Genomic DNA, 19454 nt, shown 5'->3' on the forward strand with positions numbered 1-19454 from the left:
TGATTACTTTATATAAACCAAATGAAACAGACTTTACGCATAACGGAATTGGTGTTTTAGATAAACATATTTATAGTGCAACTGTTGAGGAAGAACTCAACGGTTTATTTGTTTTTAATTTTAATTATCCTTTATTTGCTCCATATGGAACGAAGATTGACGGAATGAGCATCATAAAAGTTCCTACTCCTGATGGGGATCAGTTATTTCGCGTGGTAACTCCTAAAGTGAGTATGGGAGAAATCAAAGCGGTTTGTTACCATATTTTTTATGATTTAACGGAAAACTTGATTGAAGATATATTTATTCAGCCCACAAATGGTAGTGCGGCAATGGCTAGGTTGTCATCAGGTTGTCAATATAAGCATCCTTTTACTTTTTATTCTGATGTAACAAATATATCCACCGCACGTATTGTTCGAAAGAATCCTGTTGAAGCAATGTTGGATACGAGCCAAGATAATTCATTCGTAAATCGATGGGGCGGGGAATTAAAAAGAGATAACTTTGATGTAAAGATGTTGAAAAGCCGAGGATCTAACCGTGGAGTAGTGATAAGGCATAAAAAAGATTTGTTAGGGTATGAAGGCAGTGTGGACTGGAAAAGCCCTACTACCAGAATTATGCCACAAGGGTTTGACGGATTGTTATTACCAGAAAAATATGTAGATAGCCCACTGATTAATAAGTATCCGCATCCGAGAATACGAGTTATTGAATTTAATCATATAAAGGCAGCTATCGGTAAAAATGCGAATGATGAAGACGCAGTACCTGTAGAAGAAGCGTATAAAAGGTTACGTCAAGCCGCTAAAGCTATGTTTGATATTCAGATGGTAGATCAACCGAAAGCAACATATAAGGTTGAATTTCAAGAGTTGTCTCAAACAGAGGAATATAAAGAATATAAAATCTTGCAGCGTGTCTGGATGGGAGATATTGTTACAGTTAAACATGAGGAAGACGGTATTGATATTCAAGCAAAAGTCATTGCGTATAAATATGATCCGATTAAAAAGGAATATATCAATGTAACCATTGGGAACTTTAAAGAATCTTTTACAGATATGGCTGGTAAGGTAGATCAAATTCAACAAGATTTATCCAATATGCCAGGATCTTTACTGGATGCAGCGAAAGAAAATGCAACAAAACTAATCAATTCAGGATTTGGTGGAAATGTTCGTGTATATCCAGACCGAATTCTAATTATGGATACAAAAAATGAAATGACAGCTTCAAAAGTGTGGCAGTGGAACATAAACGGATTAGGTTATTCATCAAACGGGGTAAATGGTCCGTATGAAATAGCAATAACAAAAGATGGGCGTATTGTTGCGGATTTTATTACAACTGGAGTATTGACTGGAAATGTGATTAGAGGTGGAGAAATAACAGGAACTACTCTTAGAACTGCCAATGATTCTAATTATGTCTCTATTTCCAAACAGTTTATTAGGTTAATGGAATCGTATACCACCCGGATTTTCATGGGCTATTATATAAATCAAAGTAATGTCATGCAACCCACTATTGTATTAGGTGGCAACAATGATATAACAGCAACGCAGGGTGCAGTGTTAGTTTACCAACTCGAAGGTTCTCCCAAGTCAGGAGGAATCGGAATATCAAATGGATACCTAAATGGTGATCCAAACAGAGTCTATTTTTCAGCGTCCCTTGCGTTTAATCAAAATGGACATGCGGAACTAAGAGCGGATCAAAGCCTAGAACTAGAGTCAAAAGCATCCTATGCTTCTTTGAGAAGCCAAAATAATCTTTTTCTGGAAAGTAGAACAGGTGGTGCTTATTTCACTGCAAAAGAAGGATTTAGCTTTCGCCAAAATGGAGATCGGGTTGTGGATTTGAAACAGTCATCTGGCGGAGATAGTGACATCGTATTTCAGAACATTTTATTACGGAACAACAGAAATTATGAAAGTACCTATGTGCAAGTGAAAAGTGCTGGGGGAACTTATTTCAACGGTGTTTTAGCAGCAGATTTTAAAGTATCTTCTAAAAAGAAATATAAAACAAATATACGTGATATTAAATTTGATGCGTTAGAGAAGGTAATGGGCTGGGAAATTAAACAGTACAACCTTAAGACAGAAGTAGCCGAGTTGTATGATATGCGTATGAAACGTAAAGAAGGAGATCCAATCCTTACAACAAATGATATTACAACTCATTATGGAGTTGTGCTTCCGGATGAATCAAAAGAAAATGGTGTTGGCTTATATGGGATGATTGCGCAGACTGTTAAAGCATTTCAGGAGTATGTAGCCAAAACAGATGCTAGAATCGAAGAATTAGAGCCAATAAAGCCTAAAGGAAATATAAAACACAGGAACAAAGTAAAACGTCAAAGAAGACCGCCTAGACGCGTGAAAAGGAATAGTTAGAGAGAGGTGTAGTCATGCGAAATGAGGAAATTATTATAGATTTAGCAGATCCTGTGTTTACCAAAACAATTCGTTCGAGACAAAATGATAAAAACGGCTTGAAGATTACTGTATATGTAAGAGAAAAGGGGCAAATTGTTGATTTAACAGGGTATGCAGTGAAGTACGAAGCGATTAATCAAGTCGGACTGTTTGTTCGAGATGATGCTCAAATAGTTGATGCAAAGAATGGTATATTTTCATACACATTGTCCTCACAAGCTGTTTCCGCATCGGATGATTGGACAGCTTATTTTGTTATGGAAAAAAGTACAGAACGAATGAGTACACCAGACATTCGGATTACATTAAGACGGGATGTAAAAGAAGGTAATATTAAAATCGAAAACTATATTTCTGAGTTCGATAAGCTCAAGAAACAGATAGATGCTTTGCAGCAAGCGGTTGATAAAATGGATGTTGTAAAGCGATCAGGCGGGATAATGACAGGTTATCTAACAATGAAACCAACGTCCGGTTCCAATATCGGAGTTGGATTCAATAGTGAGGATAAGTTATTAGATATCGGTCTTGTAGGAGCCTCGGATGGTCAATTCTATTTAAAAGACTGGAAAAATAATAAAGTGTTGCTTGATAAATCACCTACTGGGGTATTCAATGTTTTTGCTGATAATCTTCTAAAAAAAGCTGGCGACATCATAAATGGGTTACTTGAATTTAAGAGCGATAATGCAATTGTATTAGGTAGTCGTTCTTATAAGACAGTCATTCACAAAGGGGCGCAGGGAGAGCTGATTTTTGCTCCATCCACAGTTTCTCAAGGGGATACTTGGGATTGGTCCAAAAGAGTAGAATTTCGAACAGATGGGACAATTAGACAAGCAAATGATACAGGGTGGATTAACCTTCCTACAACAGGGATAGAAAATGTTGCTGATAGAAATATGAAATATAAAAGAAGCGGTGAGCAGATATCTGTCATTGGATCAGTTAGAAATCCGACAAATACGACAGTATTCGCAACCCTTCCGACTGGATTTCGCCCTGTACAAAATATTGCTTTTCCAGCACTTGCTTATGGCAATGGACCAACAGTTTGTGAGGTTACGGTTAAAAGTGATGGTGGGATTTTCGTAAATGGTGTTCAGAGCGGGAATACAATTCATATTGCAATGAGCTTTTTAATTTAAATATTACAGATTAAGCGTGCATAAGCAGGCTTTTTTATTTTGTATAAAATAGGGCTTTTATTTGGAAAGGAGTTGACCCAATGTCAGAGCAAAAACATGATGATTTTAAAGAACTATTAGTAGGGTTAACAAGGGTGGAAACAAAGTTAGACACACTTGGTAACGTTAAGGATGTTGCGATTGAAGCACAGCAATCAGCGAAAAGCGCTCATTTACGGATTGATCGATTAGATAAATTAGTATTCTGGATTGGTACTACAGTAGTTGGAGCTATTATCACTGGTGGGATAATGGCTCTTTTTAAATTCGCAGGGAAGTGATCGTATATACGGTCACTTTTTTTATTGAGAGGAGGTGAGAATATGAAAAATCTTGATGCAGCATCAATTAGTCGCTATGTCATATTGGTGATTGCTGTAATTAATAGTGTTTTAAATCTTGTTGGATACCAAACCATTGATGACAAAATCACAAACGATTTAGTAGCCGTAATTACAGGCGCATTTACTTTGTATATGGCGTGGAAGAACAACTATTTGAGTAACAAAGGATTACAACAAAAAGATGTATTAGAAAAAAATAATTTACACTAAAAGGAGATGTTCAATAATGGAAATCAGAAAAAAATTAGTTGACCCAAGTAAATATGGTACAAAGTGTCCGTATACAATGAATCCAGAATTTATCACAGTTCACAATACGTATAATGATGCTACAGCAGAAAATGAAGTATCTTATATGATTCGCAATGACAACCAAGTTTCGTTTCATATCGCAGTAGATGATAAGGAAGCTGTACAAGGTATTCCTTTAGAGCGTAACGCTTGGCATTGTGGTGATGGTGGAGGAAATGGTAATCGAAAGTCTATCGGGGTTGAGATTTGCTATTCTTTAAATGGTGGAGATCGATATTATAAAGCAGAAGATAATGCAGCTATCGTTGTAGCTCAACTCATGAAACAGTACAATATTCCAATTAGTAAAGTTCGCACACACCAATCATGGAGTGGAAAGTACTGTCCTCATCGTATGTTAGCAGAAGGACGTTGGAATAGTTTTATTGAAAGAGTCCAAAACGCATACAATGGAGGTGGTAAAGTAACTCCTACACCTATTCCGCCGTCAAATAACGGGACAGGTATTGCATATATTGAGGGGAATGGCGTTAACCTTCGTAAAGGACCGGGTACTGGATACGGGGTTATTCGTCAATTAGGTAAAGGTGAGTCCTACGAAGTATGGGGACAATCAAACGGGTGGTTAAACCTTGGTGGCGATCAGTGGATTTATAATGATCCATCGTACATTCGTTATACAGGAGGGGAGGCACCGACACCTTCTAAACCTTCAAATGATGGTATTGGTGTAGTGACTATTACTGCTGATGTGTTACGCGTTCGTACTGGTCCAGGAACTAACTATGGTGTCGTAAAAAATGTGTACCAGAGCGAAAGATATCAGTCTTGGGGATATAGAGACGGTTGGTATAATGTTGGTGGCGACCAATGGGTTTCAGGTGAATATGTGAAGTTTGAAAAGTAAAAATAAGAGCCGTCCTATTGGGCGGCTTTTTTTAGTTTATATTCACCAATTCATCAAACTTAAACTCAGTATTTAAACCAAAAGCATCTGTACAATACACAGTTTTTAGCATTGGTTCAATATGTAATACATTTATGTACATGTCGTGAATTATTCCGTCACGATAGTATGAAATTAATATTTCCTCTTTATTTTGCATTGAATGAATAAGTCCACGCTCAATTTGTTCGCGCATATCTTCTGTGATCGTTGGTTTAGGAACCTTATTCAAATCGTTTAGCATTTCCTTAATTCCGATAAATTGTTCTGGAAGTGAAGCAAATGGTCGCCACTTTATCATACCGCGCCCTTTCAATTTAGGTGTTCCCCAATTTTCATTTTCCATAATGAGATCCTCCGATTCAAGCTGTTTGATATTATTATACACAAACATATGTTCTTTTGGAATGCGTAAAAAAAGCCTATCTTTTATGATTAGGCCTGTTTTTATTATTATGGTATTTAAAGTTATCTTTTAGATAATGCACGTAGTATAGGTTTTAAAATTCTACCGAATATGCGATACGCATTAAAAATAGAGCGTATGACTTTCATATAATCTCCACCTTGAAATTTATTTAATATTCGATTCTTCTTCAATCCAAATATCCTCTATGTACAAGTTTAGTTCTTTAGCAATTTTATAGGCTGTAGGGAAAGTAGGTAGTTTTGTATTATTTACAAGAGTGCTTAGTGTAGATTGACTTAAGTTTACACGTTTAGCAAATTCTTTTTGTTTTATTTCTCTTTCGGCGAAAATGATGCGTAATCTACATTTGAAATTCATATAGATCCCTCCTATATATATGATTCAACACATCAAGTAATACACCTTTTTAATAAAATGCTTTCTGTCATAAAAAGTTTAATTGGACAGGCAAATATTAAATTCCATCACATATACCTATATTACTTCCATTTAGAAGCCCACAAGGAAGAAGAGACAACAAGAGGGGAGAGAGTTACATGCGTTGGCAGTATAATCACTTAAACACAACTCCATATTTACATCCTTCAAAAGAATTACGTCAAATGTATAACGAATCAAAATCCAAATCAGAAACAGAATCAATTATGAATCACATGAAAAATCATGAAGTGTTTAATAACAAGGAATATAAAAGGTATTTCAGTTTATCCCAGGTTATCGAAGAGGATCTATACGGTGAGGAAGAAGACATTTTAAATTGGGAAATCCTAATGGATTGTTATGATGTAGTGCTTGCGAGAAAAGGTATTATATTCCGCGAAAAAGAAGAGGAGGAATAGGTATGACACTTGCAGGAGAAGCAGTAATTATTTGGACGGCAACAGGTTTGTCAGTAATTACGATGAAGGTAGCAGAAAAAATGGGGAAGAACGTTCCACATTGGCTTCCACGTATTACTTTGTACACAACGCTTACAGGTTCGTTTTTATACCTTCTACGTTATGTTCTAGTTATGTTTCTATGAAGGAATGGGATGTGGAAAGCTTATATTCTATATGTCATAAGGGATTTTGCTTGTATGCACGTATTCCTTGAAACAGGGATATATACCCTCTATAAGAGGGATATAGGGAGTGATTTTATGTTGGAGCTATTATCGGTACCGGTCGCTGGATTATTATTCGCCATATTCGGTGATAAACTTAAAAGTAAAGATGATGACCGTAAAAAGATACAAGTATTTTTTGAGGTAAGTGGAATTGCTATCCGGATTGAGGAGAGATTACAGTATCCGGTTTTTCTTGAGCAAAAAAATGATGACCGAAGCACAACTTATGTATATCGATTACCAGTAGGAATGCCAAGTAAAATTATTCAGAAAGTTGAGGATGTTGTTTCTGAAGGATTGAACAAACCTGTTCGAATTGATTACGACAATTACAAATTAAATATTCGTGTGTTTCATAGAGATATACCGAAAAAATGGTCATGGTCAAATGACTTAGTGACACAAGGGAAATGGCGTGTACCAATGGGCCAAGGTTTAGAAAAACTTATCTACCATGATTTTGATAAAACTCCACATATGACACTAGGTGGTCTCACACGAATGGGTAAGACGGTGTTTCTAAAGAATGTAGTTACGTCACTTACTATAGCGCAACCAGAGCATATTCATTTATACATTATTGATTTAAAAGGCGGTTTGGAGTTCGGACCATATAAGAACTTAAAACAAATAGTTTCCATTGCTGAGAAGCCCGTAGAAGCCTTTATGATATTAAAGGACATTCTTGAGAAGATGGAAGAGAAAATGCAATACATGAAAGATAGACATTATACAAACGTTGTAGAAACAAATATCAAAGAGCGGTACTTCATTATAGTAGACGAAGGAGCTGAACTTTGTCCTGATAAAAGTATGAAAAAAGAACAACAAAGACTATTGGGAGCGTGTCAACAAATGCTGTCCCACATAGCTCGTATAGGCGGTGCCTTAGGATTTAGATTAATTTTCTGTACACAGTATCCTACAGGAGATACATTGCCACGCCAAGTGAAACAAAATAGTGATGCGAAATTAGGTTTTAGGCTACCAACTCAAACAGCTTCAAATGTTGTAATAGATGAACCAGGATTAGAATCAATAAAAAGCATTCCTGGTCGTGCAATTTTCAAAACCGATAGACTTACTGAAATACAGGTGCCTTATATTAGCAATGAAGTGATGTGGAATTATTTAAAACAATTTGAGGTGGAGAAACATGAGGATGCAAACGCATATGCAAATCAACCGTCAAATGGCGATACTTGCGACGATTAGGAAGCTACAGTTTGCGACAAGAAGGCATTTAATGAGTGTGCATGATATGGGTGGGATAAGAAATGCAAATCGAATTATGAAGGATCTCTCTTCTTACACGAGTAAATTAACTCACAATAAAGAATATGTTTATTATTTAAATCAATTAGGGCACAAGCTATTTGGTGAAGGGAAAGTAGTTCATCGTAGCCGAGTGGCACATGCTATTTTACGCAATGAAGCTTGGCTACATTTGTTTTGCCCAAATGACTGGCAAATAGAAACAGAAATTAGATATATAAAAGATAACAAAAAGAAGAAGATAATTCCTGATGTGAAATTTCGTGACGAGGACAGAATACTTCATGCTGTAGAAATAGATCGCACCCAAAAGATGGTGGTCAATGATGAAAAATTAAAATGTTACGAGGAGCTTACTAGAATATATAAACAAAAATATAACGGAAAAGTGCCAGTTATTCATTTCTTCACCATAACCAAATATAGAGAAAAGAAATTGGAACAACTGGCAGCAAAATATGATGTATTTGTAAAAGTATATGTAATTCAAGAAATTTAATTCTGTAGGAGTTAACGGGGATAGTAAATGGGAATATATATATAAGAAGAGAGTGATCGCAAACGACCACTCTCTTTTGACCACGCAGACCACATTGACCACAACTTGTACCACATTTATTATTTACTTTATGTCCATTTTGTCTAAAATAGAAAATATAGCTGGACAAAAACACACGTTTTAACACATAATGGACACAATGCTTCTTTAGAGGTGTAAAGAAAAAACATTGACAAATATAAAATGGCTAGCTATAATTTTGTTTGTTGCCTTGAGGTGATATGATATGAAATGGTCCATCCATCAATTGAATAAATTGAGAAATAAAGGATTGACATTGGATGAGATGGTAGATGTAAGTGAGCTAAAAGAGGTCGAGAAAGATATTCGTGAAATTAATCCTGTTCATGTAACGGGAAGAGTTGATTTTGGCTCCGGTAAGTTTACGTTTCATCTACATATAACTGGAAGCATGGTTTTACCATGTTCTCGCTCTTTAGTAGATGTGACATTACCATTTGACATTAAAACAACTGAGGTGTTCCAAACTTCACAAGAAGAATTTGAAACTGAAGCTGAAATTCATTCTTTAGAAGGAGAAGTACTTGACTTACTGCCCGTAATCAAGGAAAATATACTTTTGGAGATTCCAATGCAAATTTTCAGTGATGATGTTTCTGGTGGAGCACCGACGCAAGGTCAAGACTGGCAAGTGATTTCGGAAGAAGACAAAGAAAAGACTGTTGATCCAAGATTGGCAGGACTTGCAAAGTTTTTTGACAAATAATCGGAAGACTGGTTCAGGCCTTCATATGAAAATAACTATTTCTTTTAAGGAGGTGGGAAGAATGGCTGTACCTTTTAGAAGAACTTCTAAAACAGTAAAAAGAAAGCGTCGTACGCATTTCAAATTATCAGTACCTGGTATGGTAGAGTGCCCAAGCTGTGGTGAAGCGAAATTAGCTCACCGTGTATGTAAAGCATGCGGTACTTACAAAGGTAAAGAAGTAATCAGCAAGTAATTGCGGGAAAATAAACGCAGAAGATATCTTCTGCGTTTATTTTTTTTGTCTTAATCTTTAGTTGTTGTATTCTATCTTTTCTAGTAACTGCATATGCTTAATAAAAAATGCATAGGGAGGACTAGAGAGATGGCGACAACAAGACAAGATGCTTGGACTGATGATGAAGATTTGCTTCTGGCAGAAGTAGTACTCCGGCATATTCGAGAAGGTGGAACACAACTTTCTGCCTTTAAGGAAGTGGGGAAAAATTTATCTCGTACACCAGCAGCATGTGGGTTTAGATGGAATTCTTACGTAAGAAAGCAATATAAAGAACGTATTGAGGAAGCAAAGCAACTTCGTAAAGTAGAAAATTATGAAGTGAAAGAGACAAAGGTGTTAGAACCTACGTCAATTACGTTGAATGATGTTATTGATTTCTTGCAAAATTATAAAGATGAAAACTCTTTAACAGTGTTGCAACAACAAGTTGAATCATTACAAACAGAAAGAGAGCGTCTTCTGGAGCGATTATCAGTATATGAAGAAGAGTATAGAACACTACTTGATTATATCGATCAAAAAAGAAGTGTAATGGTAGCGGAAAGAAACAATGCTCGCTCGAATGAGAAGTTAGAGAAGCTTAAGAAATAAAAAACAGCTGTTATACAGCTGTTTTTTTATTTCTTAAGCCGATTCTTCGTTTGTAACCGCATTCAAATTTGCTTCTGGCTGCCAAATATAAAAATCTCCATCAGTTACTGATACGGGGTTGAAATTTAATTTATCCCAAAAACCAGCTGAATGAATACGTGCTATCGTTTTAATAGGAAATTGCATTTGTTTCGCATGATTTACAAGCATTTGCCCGAATCCTTGTTTTTGAAAAGTTGGTAATACTTCAAGTTTATAAAGTTCTAGGTAGGGACCTGTAATTTCGAATGGTTCTCCGCCGTTTCTTTTCATATATAGACTCATACGTGCGATTAGTGATCCGCCATAATAAATACCGTAAAATGGAGATTCACTGTCGTTTTCAATAATGTTTGCTTGCAATTCTTCCAGCATAGATAGTTCCTGGGCTCCGCACCCTTTAAATTTTTTGAATTCATCTAACGTTTTATAATTGATGAGCAAGCGCTCAACTTTTGGGAATCCCATTACATCACATCCTTTTCTTGTCTCGTTGAATGCAGAAAAGTAAAAATATTTATAATAATAGTATAACTCATTTTTTTATTTTTATGAAGAAGATAGTATATTTCTTTTTTTATTTTTTTTGAGGATTTGCTAAACTAAGAGTAGAAGCGTATTAATAGGTGGTACATACATAGTGAAAAATGAGAGTATATTTGTTGGGCAGAGGACAGCGGAATTATAGGGCGTGCTCAGGTGCTTTAAAAAGATATAAAGGGGGGAAGGCAAGGGCACTTAGTGTGAATTCCTTGTGTGAAAATGAAAATTGGAATTGTCGGACCAGGTGCTATTGGTCTATTGTATACATTTTATTTACAAAAAAATAACCAAGATGTTACGTTGTTTACAAGAACAGCTAAGCAAGCTGAAGAATTAAATGAAATAGGTGTAACTTGTATTAGAGATGGAAGATGTGAAACAGTATATCCATCTGTTTTACCGATAGAAAGTATGGTAGCGCAAAATTTAGATTATATATTTATTGCTGTGAAGCAATATCATATAGATGACGTACTACCGTTTGTGGAAGGGGCATCATCATTAATCTTTTTGCAAAACGGAATGTCGCATCTTCAAAAGATGCTGAACATAGGGAGTAAAAATATAGCTGTTGGTATTGTAGAACATGGTGCGAAAAAAGAGGGAGGGCATATCGTTCATCATACTGGGATAGGGGTAACAAAATTTGGAGTGGTTTGTGGTCAATCTATACATTTTAAAAAAATATTCAATTATTTTCCTGTTGCTTATTTTCCAGTTCAAATAGAAACGGATTGGGAAGAGATTATGCATAAAAAATTAGTAGTAAATGTATGTATCAATCCGTTGACAGCACTATTGGGAGTTAAGAATGGTGAATTAATCACGAATCGTTTTTTTTATCAAATGATGGAGCAAGTGTTTCAGGAGGCAGCATTTCTTATTAGAGGAGAAAAAGAAATGGTATGGCAAATGGTACGAAATGTGTGTGAAGGAACGTCTCGTAATACATCTTCTATGCTAGCGGATGTAAGAGCGAGTAGACAGACGGAAATTAATGCGATTGTTGGATATGTATTAGAAGAAGCTAAGAAACAGCAACGACCAGTTCCGACACTTCAATTTTTGTTCGATGCAATAAAAGGTTTAGAAACAAGAGTATAAGTGTTATTCTTTGCTTTTACGTGAAACATTGACTACAATGTGGATTGGTGAGAGAACTGGATACGAAAGGAAGAATTATATGGAGATAAAAGAAATCTCTGTTCCGCAACAAGGTATTGTAGCGGACTATATGAACGGTAAAAAAGAGATACAGTCATGTTTTGATTATATGTTAACAGAAGATGCTTTTAAACAACGTTTACATGATTTGCGTGAAAGGGAGTTTTTCCGCCAAGATTTAGTAGCGCATTTATTAGAATATAATACAAAATTACAAGCGGGAGAATCTACACTTCAAAATGTAAAAGCGCTTGGAGATGAAAATACATATGTTGTTATAGCTGGACAACAAGCGGGGTTATTAACTGGACCGCTTTATACAATTCATAAAGTTATTTCAATTTTACAGCTTGCAAAGGAAAAGGAAGAAAGTTTAGGAGTTAAAGTTGTCCCTGTCTTCTGGATTGCGGGTGAAGACCATGATATGGATGAGATTAATCATACTTTTGTAGCGAAAAATAAAAAGATGAAAAAAACTATTTTTTATGACCGTAATCCGAAAAAGGCAAGTGCTTCTGAGTCTGAACTTTCTGTTGAAGATTGTAGAAATTGGATTGAAGAGATTTTTAAAACATACCCAGAAACAAATTTTACAAAAGATGTATTAAAATTTGTTGATGATGCTTTGAAAAAATCGAATACGTATGTAGATTTCTTTGCTCATCTTATTACGAAAATCTTTGCTAATTCTGGTTTAATCCTTGTTGATTCACATCATCCTGAATTAAGAAAGTTAGAAATTCCATTTTTCAAGCGAATTATAAGTAAGTATAAAGAGGTACAAAAGGGCCTTCGTAATCAGCAGGAAGTAATTAAAGAACTAGGATACAAACCGATTATTGAAACGAAGTCTCATGCAGTGCATATATTCATGGAAATAGATAATGAACGAGTATTGCTTGAAGAGCATCAAGGGAAGTTTGTTGGAAAGGATGGGGCGCATTCCTTTTCATACGAAGAGTTGATTGAAGAGATGGAGAGAAATCCGGCACGTTTTAGTAATAATGTTGTAACACGTCCTCTTATGCAAGAGTATGTATTTCCTACGCTCGCATTTATTGGAGGTCCAGGGGAATTAGCTTATTGGAGTGAATTACAACAAGTATTCCATACTGTCGGTTTTCAAATGCCACCTGTCGTTCCTCGTCTTACAATTACTTATGTGGAGAGAGATATAGCGACAGATTTATTCGATCTGCAATTGAGAGAAATTGATCCGTTTTTAAATGATGTCGATAAACTGCGTGAAAACTGGTTGTCTAATCAAATAGAGGAACCGATTGATGATCATTTTGAAAAGGCGAAAAAAGAAATTGCCGATATTCATACATCTTTACAGCAATTTGTAAAGAAAATAGAGCCAGGGTTAGGTGCGTTTGCAGGGAAAAACGAATTGAAAATTAATGAACAAATTGAACTGTTGGAAAGAATGTTGAAAAGAAATGTTGAGAAAAAGTATGAGGTTCAGCTAAATAAATTCCGCCGTATACAATTCGCACTTCGTCCATTAGGTGCACCGCAAGAACGTGTGTGGAATGTATGTTATTATTTAAATCAGTTTGGTTTGGATTTCGTTGATCGTGTAATGGAAAACCCTTTTTCTTGGGACGGAAAACATCATGTTATAAAACTATAAAATCTTGCTCTTTGGAGCAGGATTTTATTTTTATTCCGTTGAATTTACTGTGAAGTGATTTTTTTCTGAATTATCAATCAAAAAATGTTAGATATGGCAATTGTGTTGGATACTTAAATATATGACAAAATAGCACAAAATGTAAACGTATTATTCGCTTTTTCGACAGTTTTTTATTTAAATTCCCGCAAAAGATGATAAAATTTAGTATATAATAAAAGAAAATAGCGATTTGTATAGTATGTTGCCTTTGTTGGTAAGTTAAATGAGTCGTTCTTTCGTATTATTTCATTCTCTAAGCGTGAAATATGTGTTTAGAGGAAGGGATACATTCAACATAATTAATTGGAAAAAGAGTAGGTGCAACAATGTTTAAACACGTAACAGTGCTTTTAAAGGAAACAGTAGACGGCTTAGATATAAAGCCAGATGGTACATATGTAGATTGTACACTGGGGGGAGGAGGACATAGTTCTTATTTATTATCCCAATTAACTGAAGGTGGAAAATTAATAGCGTTTGATCAAGATGAGATAGCGATTCAAAACGCGAAAGAAAAGTTCTCTTCATACGGTGAACAGTTTATAACAGTAAAGAGTAACTTCCGTTATTTAGCTGAAAAACTGCAGGAAATAGGTATAACAGAAGTAGATGGCATTTTATTTGATTTAGGTGTTTCATCCCCACAATTAGATACACCAGAACGAGGCTTTAGTTATCATCATGATGCACCGCTAGATATGCGGATGGATCAAGATGCCCCATTAACAGCGTATGATGTTGTAAATAGCTGGTCATATGAACAACTTGTAAGGATTTTCTTCCAATACGGTGAAGAGAAATTTTCAAAACAAATTGCAAGAAAAATTGAAGCTTATCGTGAGAATAAAGCTATTGAAACGACAGGAGAATTAGTAGAGCTAATTAAAGAAGGTATTCCGGCTCCAGCTCGTAGAACGGGTGGGCATCCTGCTAAGCGAGTGTTTCAGGCAATTCGTATAGCTGTAAATGATGAATTAAAAGTATTTGAAGAAGCATTGGAATCTGCTATTGAGATGGTTAAGCCAGGTGGAAGGGTTAGTGTTATAACATTCCATTCATTAGAAGATCGTATTTGTAAAACAACGTTTAAGCGAAATAGTACAACGCCACAATTGCCGCCAGGATTACCGATTATTCCTGATGAATTTAAGCCGAAATTAAAGCTTATTACAAGAAAACCGATTTTACCTTCTGATATAGAGCTAGAAGAAAATAATCGTGCGCGTTCTGCGAAGTTGAGAATCGCTGAAAAACGATAAAAGGGAGAGAGAGGTATGACTAATTTAGCTGTAAAGTACAAACAACAAGCGCAAGAAGAGGTGCAAATTCAAACGCCCCCACAGCAGATGGCTAAGCCGAAGGTTAAAGCAAAAATTACAAGAATCGAAAAACTGTTGTATGTAGCGTTTATTGGCTTTTTATTGTATGCCTGTGTCGCGTTTATTGGAAATAAAGCAGGCCTTTATCAAGTTAATGTAGAAGCAGCGACGATAGAAGAAAAAATTGTACAGCAGCAAAAAGAAAATCAAGAATTACAAGCTGAAGTAGAGAAGTTAAGTCGCTATGAACGAATCGCTGAAGTTGCAAAAAAACACGGGCTAGAAATTAATGCGAATAATGTGAAAGGCCTCAAATAAGGCAATAGGTGTGAAGGAACGATGAAGAAGAATATGACTAAATTTCATACCAATAAGGGAGCAGGTTATTTTATGATATTTTTCCTCCTGCTCTTTTTGCTGTTATTAGCCCGATTTTTTTACATACAATCAACAGGAACAGTTCATAATCAGGATTTAGATGCACTTGCTAAACAAAAGCATAGTAAAAAAGGAGTTCTTGAAGCGAACCGAGGAACCATTTATGATCAAAACGGTCATGTGTTAGCGCAAGATGCAAACTCTTACAAAATGGTAGCTGCACTAAAAGGTGCTAACTCAGTTGAGAATAAAGAAGATACTGCAAAGAAAATTGCAGGAGTACTTGGAAAAGGCGAAGAGGATATTTTAGCTTCTTTAAATAAGGAAGGTAGAAGTCAAGTCGAATTTGGAACGTTAGGCAAGGATTTGACGAAAGAAAAGAAGGAACAAATAGAAGCGTTGAAGTTGCCGGGAATATCTTTTATTACAGAAAATGCAAGGGTGTATCCAAACGGTGATTTTGCATCTTACGTTATAGGTCATGCAAAACCAAATGAGAATGGAACCTCGGTAGGTCAATTTGGCATAGAGAAAAGCTTGGATAAATACTTAAGTGCTTCGAACGGAGAAGTAGCGTATACAGGTGATCGTAAAGGTGTGTCCCTTGATGGTGGAAAAGTTAATGTAAAGGCACCTAAAAATGGAGATAACGCGTATTTAACAATTGATCAACGTGTCCAAAGTTATTTAGAAGACGCGATGAAAGCAGCAAGTAAGCAATATGAGCCAGAAAGTTTAATAGGGATTGTTGCAGATCCGAAAACTGGGAAAATATTAGCGATGTCTACTAAACCTAGTTATGACCCTAATGATCGTCAAATTAAATATTTCTTCAATGATGCAATTGCCAATGCATTTGAACCTGGATCAACAATGAAAATTTTCACGTTAGCGGCAGCCATTAATGAAGGTGTGTACAAAGGGCAAGATTATTATCAGTCCGGGACATATCAAGTCGGAAATAGGAAAATAAAAGATCATAACGGTGGTGCTGGTTGGGGCTCTATCACGTTTGATGAAGGGGTAGAGCGTTCTTCAAACGTAGCGTTTGCAATTTTAGGAGATCAAAAACTTGGTCCAGAACGTTTCCGAAAATATATTCATAGTTTTGGATTAGATGAAAAAACGAACATTGATTTATCAGGTGAAGGATCGAATACAATTTTATTTGATCAGCAAATACAACAAGTGACAACAGCTTTTGGACAAGGTTCCACTGTAACACCAATTCAGCTTGTACAAGCTGCAACGGCCATTGCAAATGATGGGAAAATGATGAAACCTTATGCAATTGATAAAATTGTAGATCCGATAACAGACAAAGTAAAATTAGAACATAAGCCAGAAGAAGTAGGAAAACCTGTTACAAAGGAAACAGCAGCGCAAGTAAGACAATTATTAGAACGTGTTGTTACATCTCCGAAAGGTACAGGGACAGCTTATAAAATTGATGGATATTCAGTTGGTGGTAAAACAGGTACAGCGCAAATTCCGGATGGAAAAGGCGGCTATATGACAGGGAGACAGAATTATATATTCTCATTCTTAGGTATGGCACCAATGGACGATCCACAACTTGTTGTGTATGTAGCTGTTAAACAGCCGAAATTAAAAGATGATGAGAACGGTGCACAACCGTTAGCTGATATTTTTAAATATGTAACAAAAAATAGTTTAGAGTATTTAAAGATTAAGCCAAATGAAGTGAAAGATCCGAAAAAACATCTGAAAGAACAACAAACTACTGTTCCGGATGTAAATGGTAAAACGATGGCTGAAGCGGGGAAAGCGATTGATAAAGCAAAACTTCGTCCAATCGTACTAGGTGAAGGGAAAGTACAGCAACAAGTACCAAAAGCGACTGAACAAACATTAAAAGGCGACCGAGTCTTCTTGGTAGGAGATAAGCCTACAATGCCAAATATACAAGGATGGGCACTGCGTGATGTTATGAATTTAGCGAAGACATTACAGCTTAACTTGAAACCTTCTGGTACAGGATACGTAACAGAACAAAGTGTGGCGGAAGGAACATTATTACAACCTGGTACAGAATTAGGTGTCACACTCGTACCGCCACTCGAACCACAGCAAGAAGCAGAAAAGCCGTAATGGTAAAAGAGAATAAGTTCTAATTAAATAAGTACAAGCATATATTGGAACAAGCTAGGCGTAAGGGAGGCTTGTTCCGATATGCGTGTATCAAATGTAACAGTTAGAAAACGACTTATTTTTATACTTATATCAGGTATACTTATTTTCACGATTATCGATATTCGTCTTGGATATGTGCAATTTTTTCTTGGGAATATGTTAACGGATCGTGCGAAAGATTCATGGAGTCGTAATATTACTTTTGAACCCGAACGTGGGAAAATTTTAGACCGAAATGGTGTGGAACTTGCCACGAATAAAAGTGCTCCAACTGTCTTTGTTGTACCGAGGCAAATTGAAAAACCAGCAGAGACTGCAGAGAAGTTAGCTGCAGTATTAGGTGTGGAAAAAGATGAGATTTATAAAAGGATTACAAAAAAAGAATCGATTGTAAGGTTAGATAAAGGCGGAAGGAAAATATCACATGACAAAGCGAAAGAAGTACGAGGATTAAGTCTGAAGGGCGTGTATATCGCAGAGGATTCTATCCGGTACTATCCATTTGGAAACTTTTTATCACATGTATTAGGTTTTGCAGGTAGCGATAACCAAGGTCTTATGGGACTAGAAAAATATTATGATAAAGAGCTAAATGGGGACAAAGGTCATGTGCGTTTTTTTGCAGATGCGAAAGGACAAAGGATGCCTAATGTTGGTGATGATTTCAAAAAGCCAGAAGCCGGTTTAAATTTAGGATTAACAATCGATGCGCGTATTACAAGGATTATGGAAAGAGAAATGAATATCGCGGAGTCAACTTATAATCCTGACGGTATGATTGCGATTGCGATGAACCCTAAAAATGGTGAAGTTTTAGGGATGTCTAGTCGACCGAGTTTTGACCCAGCGGATTTTCAAAGTGTCTCTCCAGAAGTGTATAACAGAAATCTACCTGTATGGAGTACGTATGAGCCTGGTTCAACATTTAAGATCATTACATTAGCTGCAGCATTGAATGAAAATTTAGTAGACTTAGAGAAGGATACGTTTTATGATGATGGAGCAGCTGAAGTAGGTGGAGCTAGATTGAAATGCTGGAAAGCAGGAGGTCATGGCAGTCAAACGTTTTTAGAAGTCGTTCAAAACTCATGTAACCCGGGATTTATTGAACTTGGTGATCGCCTTGGTAAAGACCGATTATTTAAATACATTCGTAATTTTGGTTTTGGGCAGAAGACTGGAATTGACTTGCAAGGTGAAGGCAGTGGGATTTTATTTAATTTAGATAAAGTTGGTCCAGTAGAGCAAGCAACAACTTCATTCGGCCAAGGGGTTTCTGTTACACCGATTCAACAAGTAGCAGCTGTAGCGGCGGCTGTAAATGGTGGAACATTGTATCAGCCGTATATAGCTAAGGAGTTTATTGATCCGAAAAATAATCAAGTTGTTAGTAAAAAGACACCTGTTGAGAAAAGAAAAGTTATTTCCAAGGAAACTTCAGAAAAAGTTCGTTATGCATTAGAGAATGTTGTAGCGAAAGGTTCTGGTAAAGGTGCTTATATTGATGGATATCGTGTAGGTGGAAAAACGGGTACTGCTCAAAAGGTGAAAGATGGTAAATATTTAGAGAATAATTATATAGTATCTTTTATCGGATTTGCTCCAGCGGATGATCCAGAGATTGTTGTGTATGTTGCTGTTGATAATCCAAAAGGGGTTACACAGTTTGGTGGAGTGGTAGCAGCTCCAATTGTCGGGAATATTCTTCGAGATGCGCTTCCTGTTATGGGAGTGAAACCGAGAAAAGAACAAGTTGAGAAAGAATATAAATGGGGCGATACACCAACTGTGGAAGTTCCGAATTTAATTGGAATGAAAAAGAAAGACTTACAAACACAACTCGTCGATTTGAAGCTTGATATAAGTGGAGATGGAGAGAAAGTAATTAAACAATCACCAGAAGCGGGAGCTAAAGTAAAAGAAGGCTCAAAAATTAGAATTTACTTCGGGAATTAAAGGTAACATAGTACGTTTTATGGTACAATTGGTGGAAGTGAGTTCTTTATAGAACAGTTACTTAATTTGAGACAGTA

Annotated in this window: 21 protein-coding genes; 18 read left to right on the forward strand and 3 right to left on the reverse strand. The window is 36.2% G+C overall.

Features of this window, described 5'->3' with window-relative positions; translation table 11 throughout:
* The first annotated feature begins 2 nt into the window (after window positions 1–2).
* The 5 genes from EBQ15_RS19795 (at window position 3) to EBQ15_RS19815 (ending at window position 5137) form a co-directional block, all read left to right on the forward strand.
* Window positions 3–2405 (forward strand): phage tail spike protein, encoded by a 2403-nt coding sequence (locus tag EBQ15_RS19795; RefSeq protein ID WP_241232444.1) that lies wholly within the window; start codon window positions 3–5, stop codon window positions 2403–2405.
* A gap of 14 nt (window positions 2406–2419) precedes the next feature.
* Entirely contained in the window at window positions 2420–3595 is a 1176-nt protein-coding gene (locus EBQ15_RS19800; RefSeq protein ID WP_033693006.1) for a BppU family phage baseplate upper protein, read from the forward strand.
* A gap of 80 nt (window positions 3596–3675) precedes the next feature.
* Window positions 3676–3915 carry a hemolysin XhlA family protein gene (locus EBQ15_RS19805; RefSeq protein WP_000003219.1) on the forward strand — a complete coding sequence of 80 codons (240 nt, stop codon included), beginning with the start codon at window positions 3676–3678 and terminating at the stop codon, window positions 3913–3915.
* A 42-nt stretch (window positions 3916–3957) separates the two neighbouring features.
* Entirely contained in the window at window positions 3958–4188 is a 231-nt protein-coding gene (locus tag EBQ15_RS19810) for a phage holin (protein ID WP_000792639.1), read from the forward strand.
* A gap of 16 nt (window positions 4189–4204) precedes the next feature.
* Window positions 4205–5137: an N-acetylmuramoyl-L-alanine amidase gene (locus tag EBQ15_RS19815; RefSeq protein ID WP_000405784.1), complete on the forward strand. Its 933-nt coding sequence runs from the start codon at window positions 4205–4207 to the stop codon at window positions 5135–5137.
* A 31-nt stretch (window positions 5138–5168) separates the two neighbouring features.
* Here EBQ15_RS19815 and EBQ15_RS19820 read toward each other — a convergent pair whose 3' ends face one another.
* Both EBQ15_RS19820 and EBQ15_RS19825 read right to left on the reverse strand, forming a co-directional pair.
* The gene (locus EBQ15_RS19820; RefSeq protein WP_000426810.1) at window positions 5169–5522 is read right to left on the reverse strand and encodes a YolD-like family protein; all 354 of its coding nucleotides are present in this window, start codon (window positions 5520–5522) and stop codon (window positions 5169–5171) included.
* A gap of 228 nt (window positions 5523–5750) precedes the next feature.
* Window positions 5751–5963 (reverse strand): helix-turn-helix transcriptional regulator, encoded by a 213-nt coding sequence (locus tag EBQ15_RS19825; RefSeq protein ID WP_001009470.1) that lies wholly within the window; start codon window positions 5961–5963, stop codon window positions 5751–5753.
* Between the two features lie 179 nt (window positions 5964–6142).
* Here EBQ15_RS19825 and EBQ15_RS19830 point away from each other — a divergent pair, with 179 nt between their 5' ends.
* The 7 genes from EBQ15_RS19830 to EBQ15_RS19865 all read left to right on the forward strand — a co-directional run bounded on the left by EBQ15_RS19830 (window position 6143) and on the right by EBQ15_RS19865 (window position 10146).
* Window positions 6143–6445, forward strand: coding sequence for a hypothetical protein (locus tag EBQ15_RS19830; RefSeq protein WP_001267626.1), 303 nt, complete (start codon window positions 6143–6145; stop codon window positions 6443–6445).
* A gap of 2 nt (window positions 6446–6447) precedes the next feature.
* A complete protein-coding gene (locus EBQ15_RS19835; protein ID WP_000170778.1) occupies window positions 6448–6630 on the forward strand; it encodes a hypothetical protein in 183 nt (60 codons plus the stop codon).
* Between the two features lie 117 nt (window positions 6631–6747).
* Window positions 6748–7929, forward strand: a complete 1182-nt coding sequence (locus EBQ15_RS19840; protein WP_033683937.1) for an FtsK/SpoIIIE domain-containing protein — start codon at window positions 6748–6750, stop codon at window positions 7927–7929.
* A complete protein-coding gene (locus tag EBQ15_RS19845) occupies window positions 7871–8488 on the forward strand; it encodes a replication-relaxation family protein (RefSeq protein WP_033683200.1) in 618 nt (205 codons plus the stop codon). Before EBQ15_RS19840 ends, EBQ15_RS19845 begins: the two co-directional genes overlap by 59 nt.
* Window positions 8489–8774: 286 nt before the next feature.
* Window positions 8775–9275, forward strand: a complete 501-nt coding sequence (locus EBQ15_RS19855) for a YceD family protein (RefSeq protein WP_000872149.1) — start codon at window positions 8775–8777, stop codon at window positions 9273–9275.
* Window positions 9276–9336: 61 nt separating this feature from the next.
* On the forward strand, window positions 9337–9510 hold the full coding sequence (rpmF, locus tag EBQ15_RS19860; RefSeq protein ID WP_001984764.1) for a 50S ribosomal protein L32: 174 nt from the start codon (window positions 9337–9339) through the stop codon (window positions 9508–9510).
* A 129-nt stretch (window positions 9511–9639) separates the two neighbouring features.
* The gene (locus EBQ15_RS19865; RefSeq protein ID WP_000246468.1) at window positions 9640–10146 is read left to right on the forward strand and encodes an RsfA family transcriptional regulator; all 507 of its coding nucleotides are present in this window, start codon (window positions 9640–9642) and stop codon (window positions 10144–10146) included.
* Window positions 10147–10179: 33 nt separating this feature from the next.
* On the opposite strand, the gene EBQ15_RS19870 is transcribed toward EBQ15_RS19865, so the two are convergent.
* Window positions 10180–10653 carry an N-acetyltransferase gene (locus EBQ15_RS19870; protein WP_000506695.1) on the reverse strand — a complete coding sequence of 158 codons (474 nt, stop codon included), beginning with the start codon at window positions 10651–10653 and terminating at the stop codon, window positions 10180–10182.
* A gap of 294 nt (window positions 10654–10947) precedes the next feature.
* On the opposite strand from EBQ15_RS19870, the gene panE reads away from it, so the two are divergent.
* The 6 genes from panE (at window position 10948) to EBQ15_RS19900 (ending at window position 19377) form a co-directional block, all read left to right on the forward strand.
* Window positions 10948–11832, forward strand: a complete 885-nt coding sequence (gene panE, locus EBQ15_RS19875; protein ID WP_016118560.1) for a 2-dehydropantoate 2-reductase — start codon at window positions 10948–10950, stop codon at window positions 11830–11832.
* A gap of 79 nt (window positions 11833–11911) precedes the next feature.
* On the forward strand, window positions 11912–13528 hold the full coding sequence (gene bshC, locus EBQ15_RS19880; RefSeq protein ID WP_000403029.1) for a bacillithiol biosynthesis cysteine-adding enzyme BshC: 1617 nt from the start codon (window positions 11912–11914) through the stop codon (window positions 13526–13528).
* Between the two features lie 368 nt (window positions 13529–13896).
* A complete protein-coding gene (gene rsmH / locus EBQ15_RS19885) occupies window positions 13897–14829 on the forward strand; it encodes a 16S rRNA (cytosine(1402)-N(4))-methyltransferase RsmH (protein ID WP_000472508.1) in 933 nt (310 codons plus the stop codon).
* A 15-nt stretch (window positions 14830–14844) separates the two neighbouring features.
* On the forward strand, window positions 14845–15207 hold the full coding sequence (ftsL, locus tag EBQ15_RS19890) for a cell division protein FtsL (protein ID WP_000182804.1): 363 nt from the start codon (window positions 14845–14847) through the stop codon (window positions 15205–15207).
* 21 nt (window positions 15208–15228) lie between these two features.
* A complete protein-coding gene (locus tag EBQ15_RS19895; protein WP_000739958.1) occupies window positions 15229–17379 on the forward strand; it encodes a penicillin-binding protein in 2151 nt (716 codons plus the stop codon).
* Between the two features lie 81 nt (window positions 17380–17460).
* Complete coding sequence (locus tag EBQ15_RS19900; RefSeq protein ID WP_001266237.1) at window positions 17461–19377, forward strand: stage V sporulation protein D; 1917 nt, start codon at window positions 17461–17463, stop codon at window positions 19375–19377.
* Window positions 19378–19454: the final 77 nt, after the last annotated feature.

Origin of the sequence: Bacillus sp. 2D03 (assembly GCF_003946765.1) — a bacterium.
Classification (GTDB): Bacteria; Bacillota; Bacilli; order Bacillales; family Bacillaceae_G; genus Bacillus_A; species Bacillus_A cereus.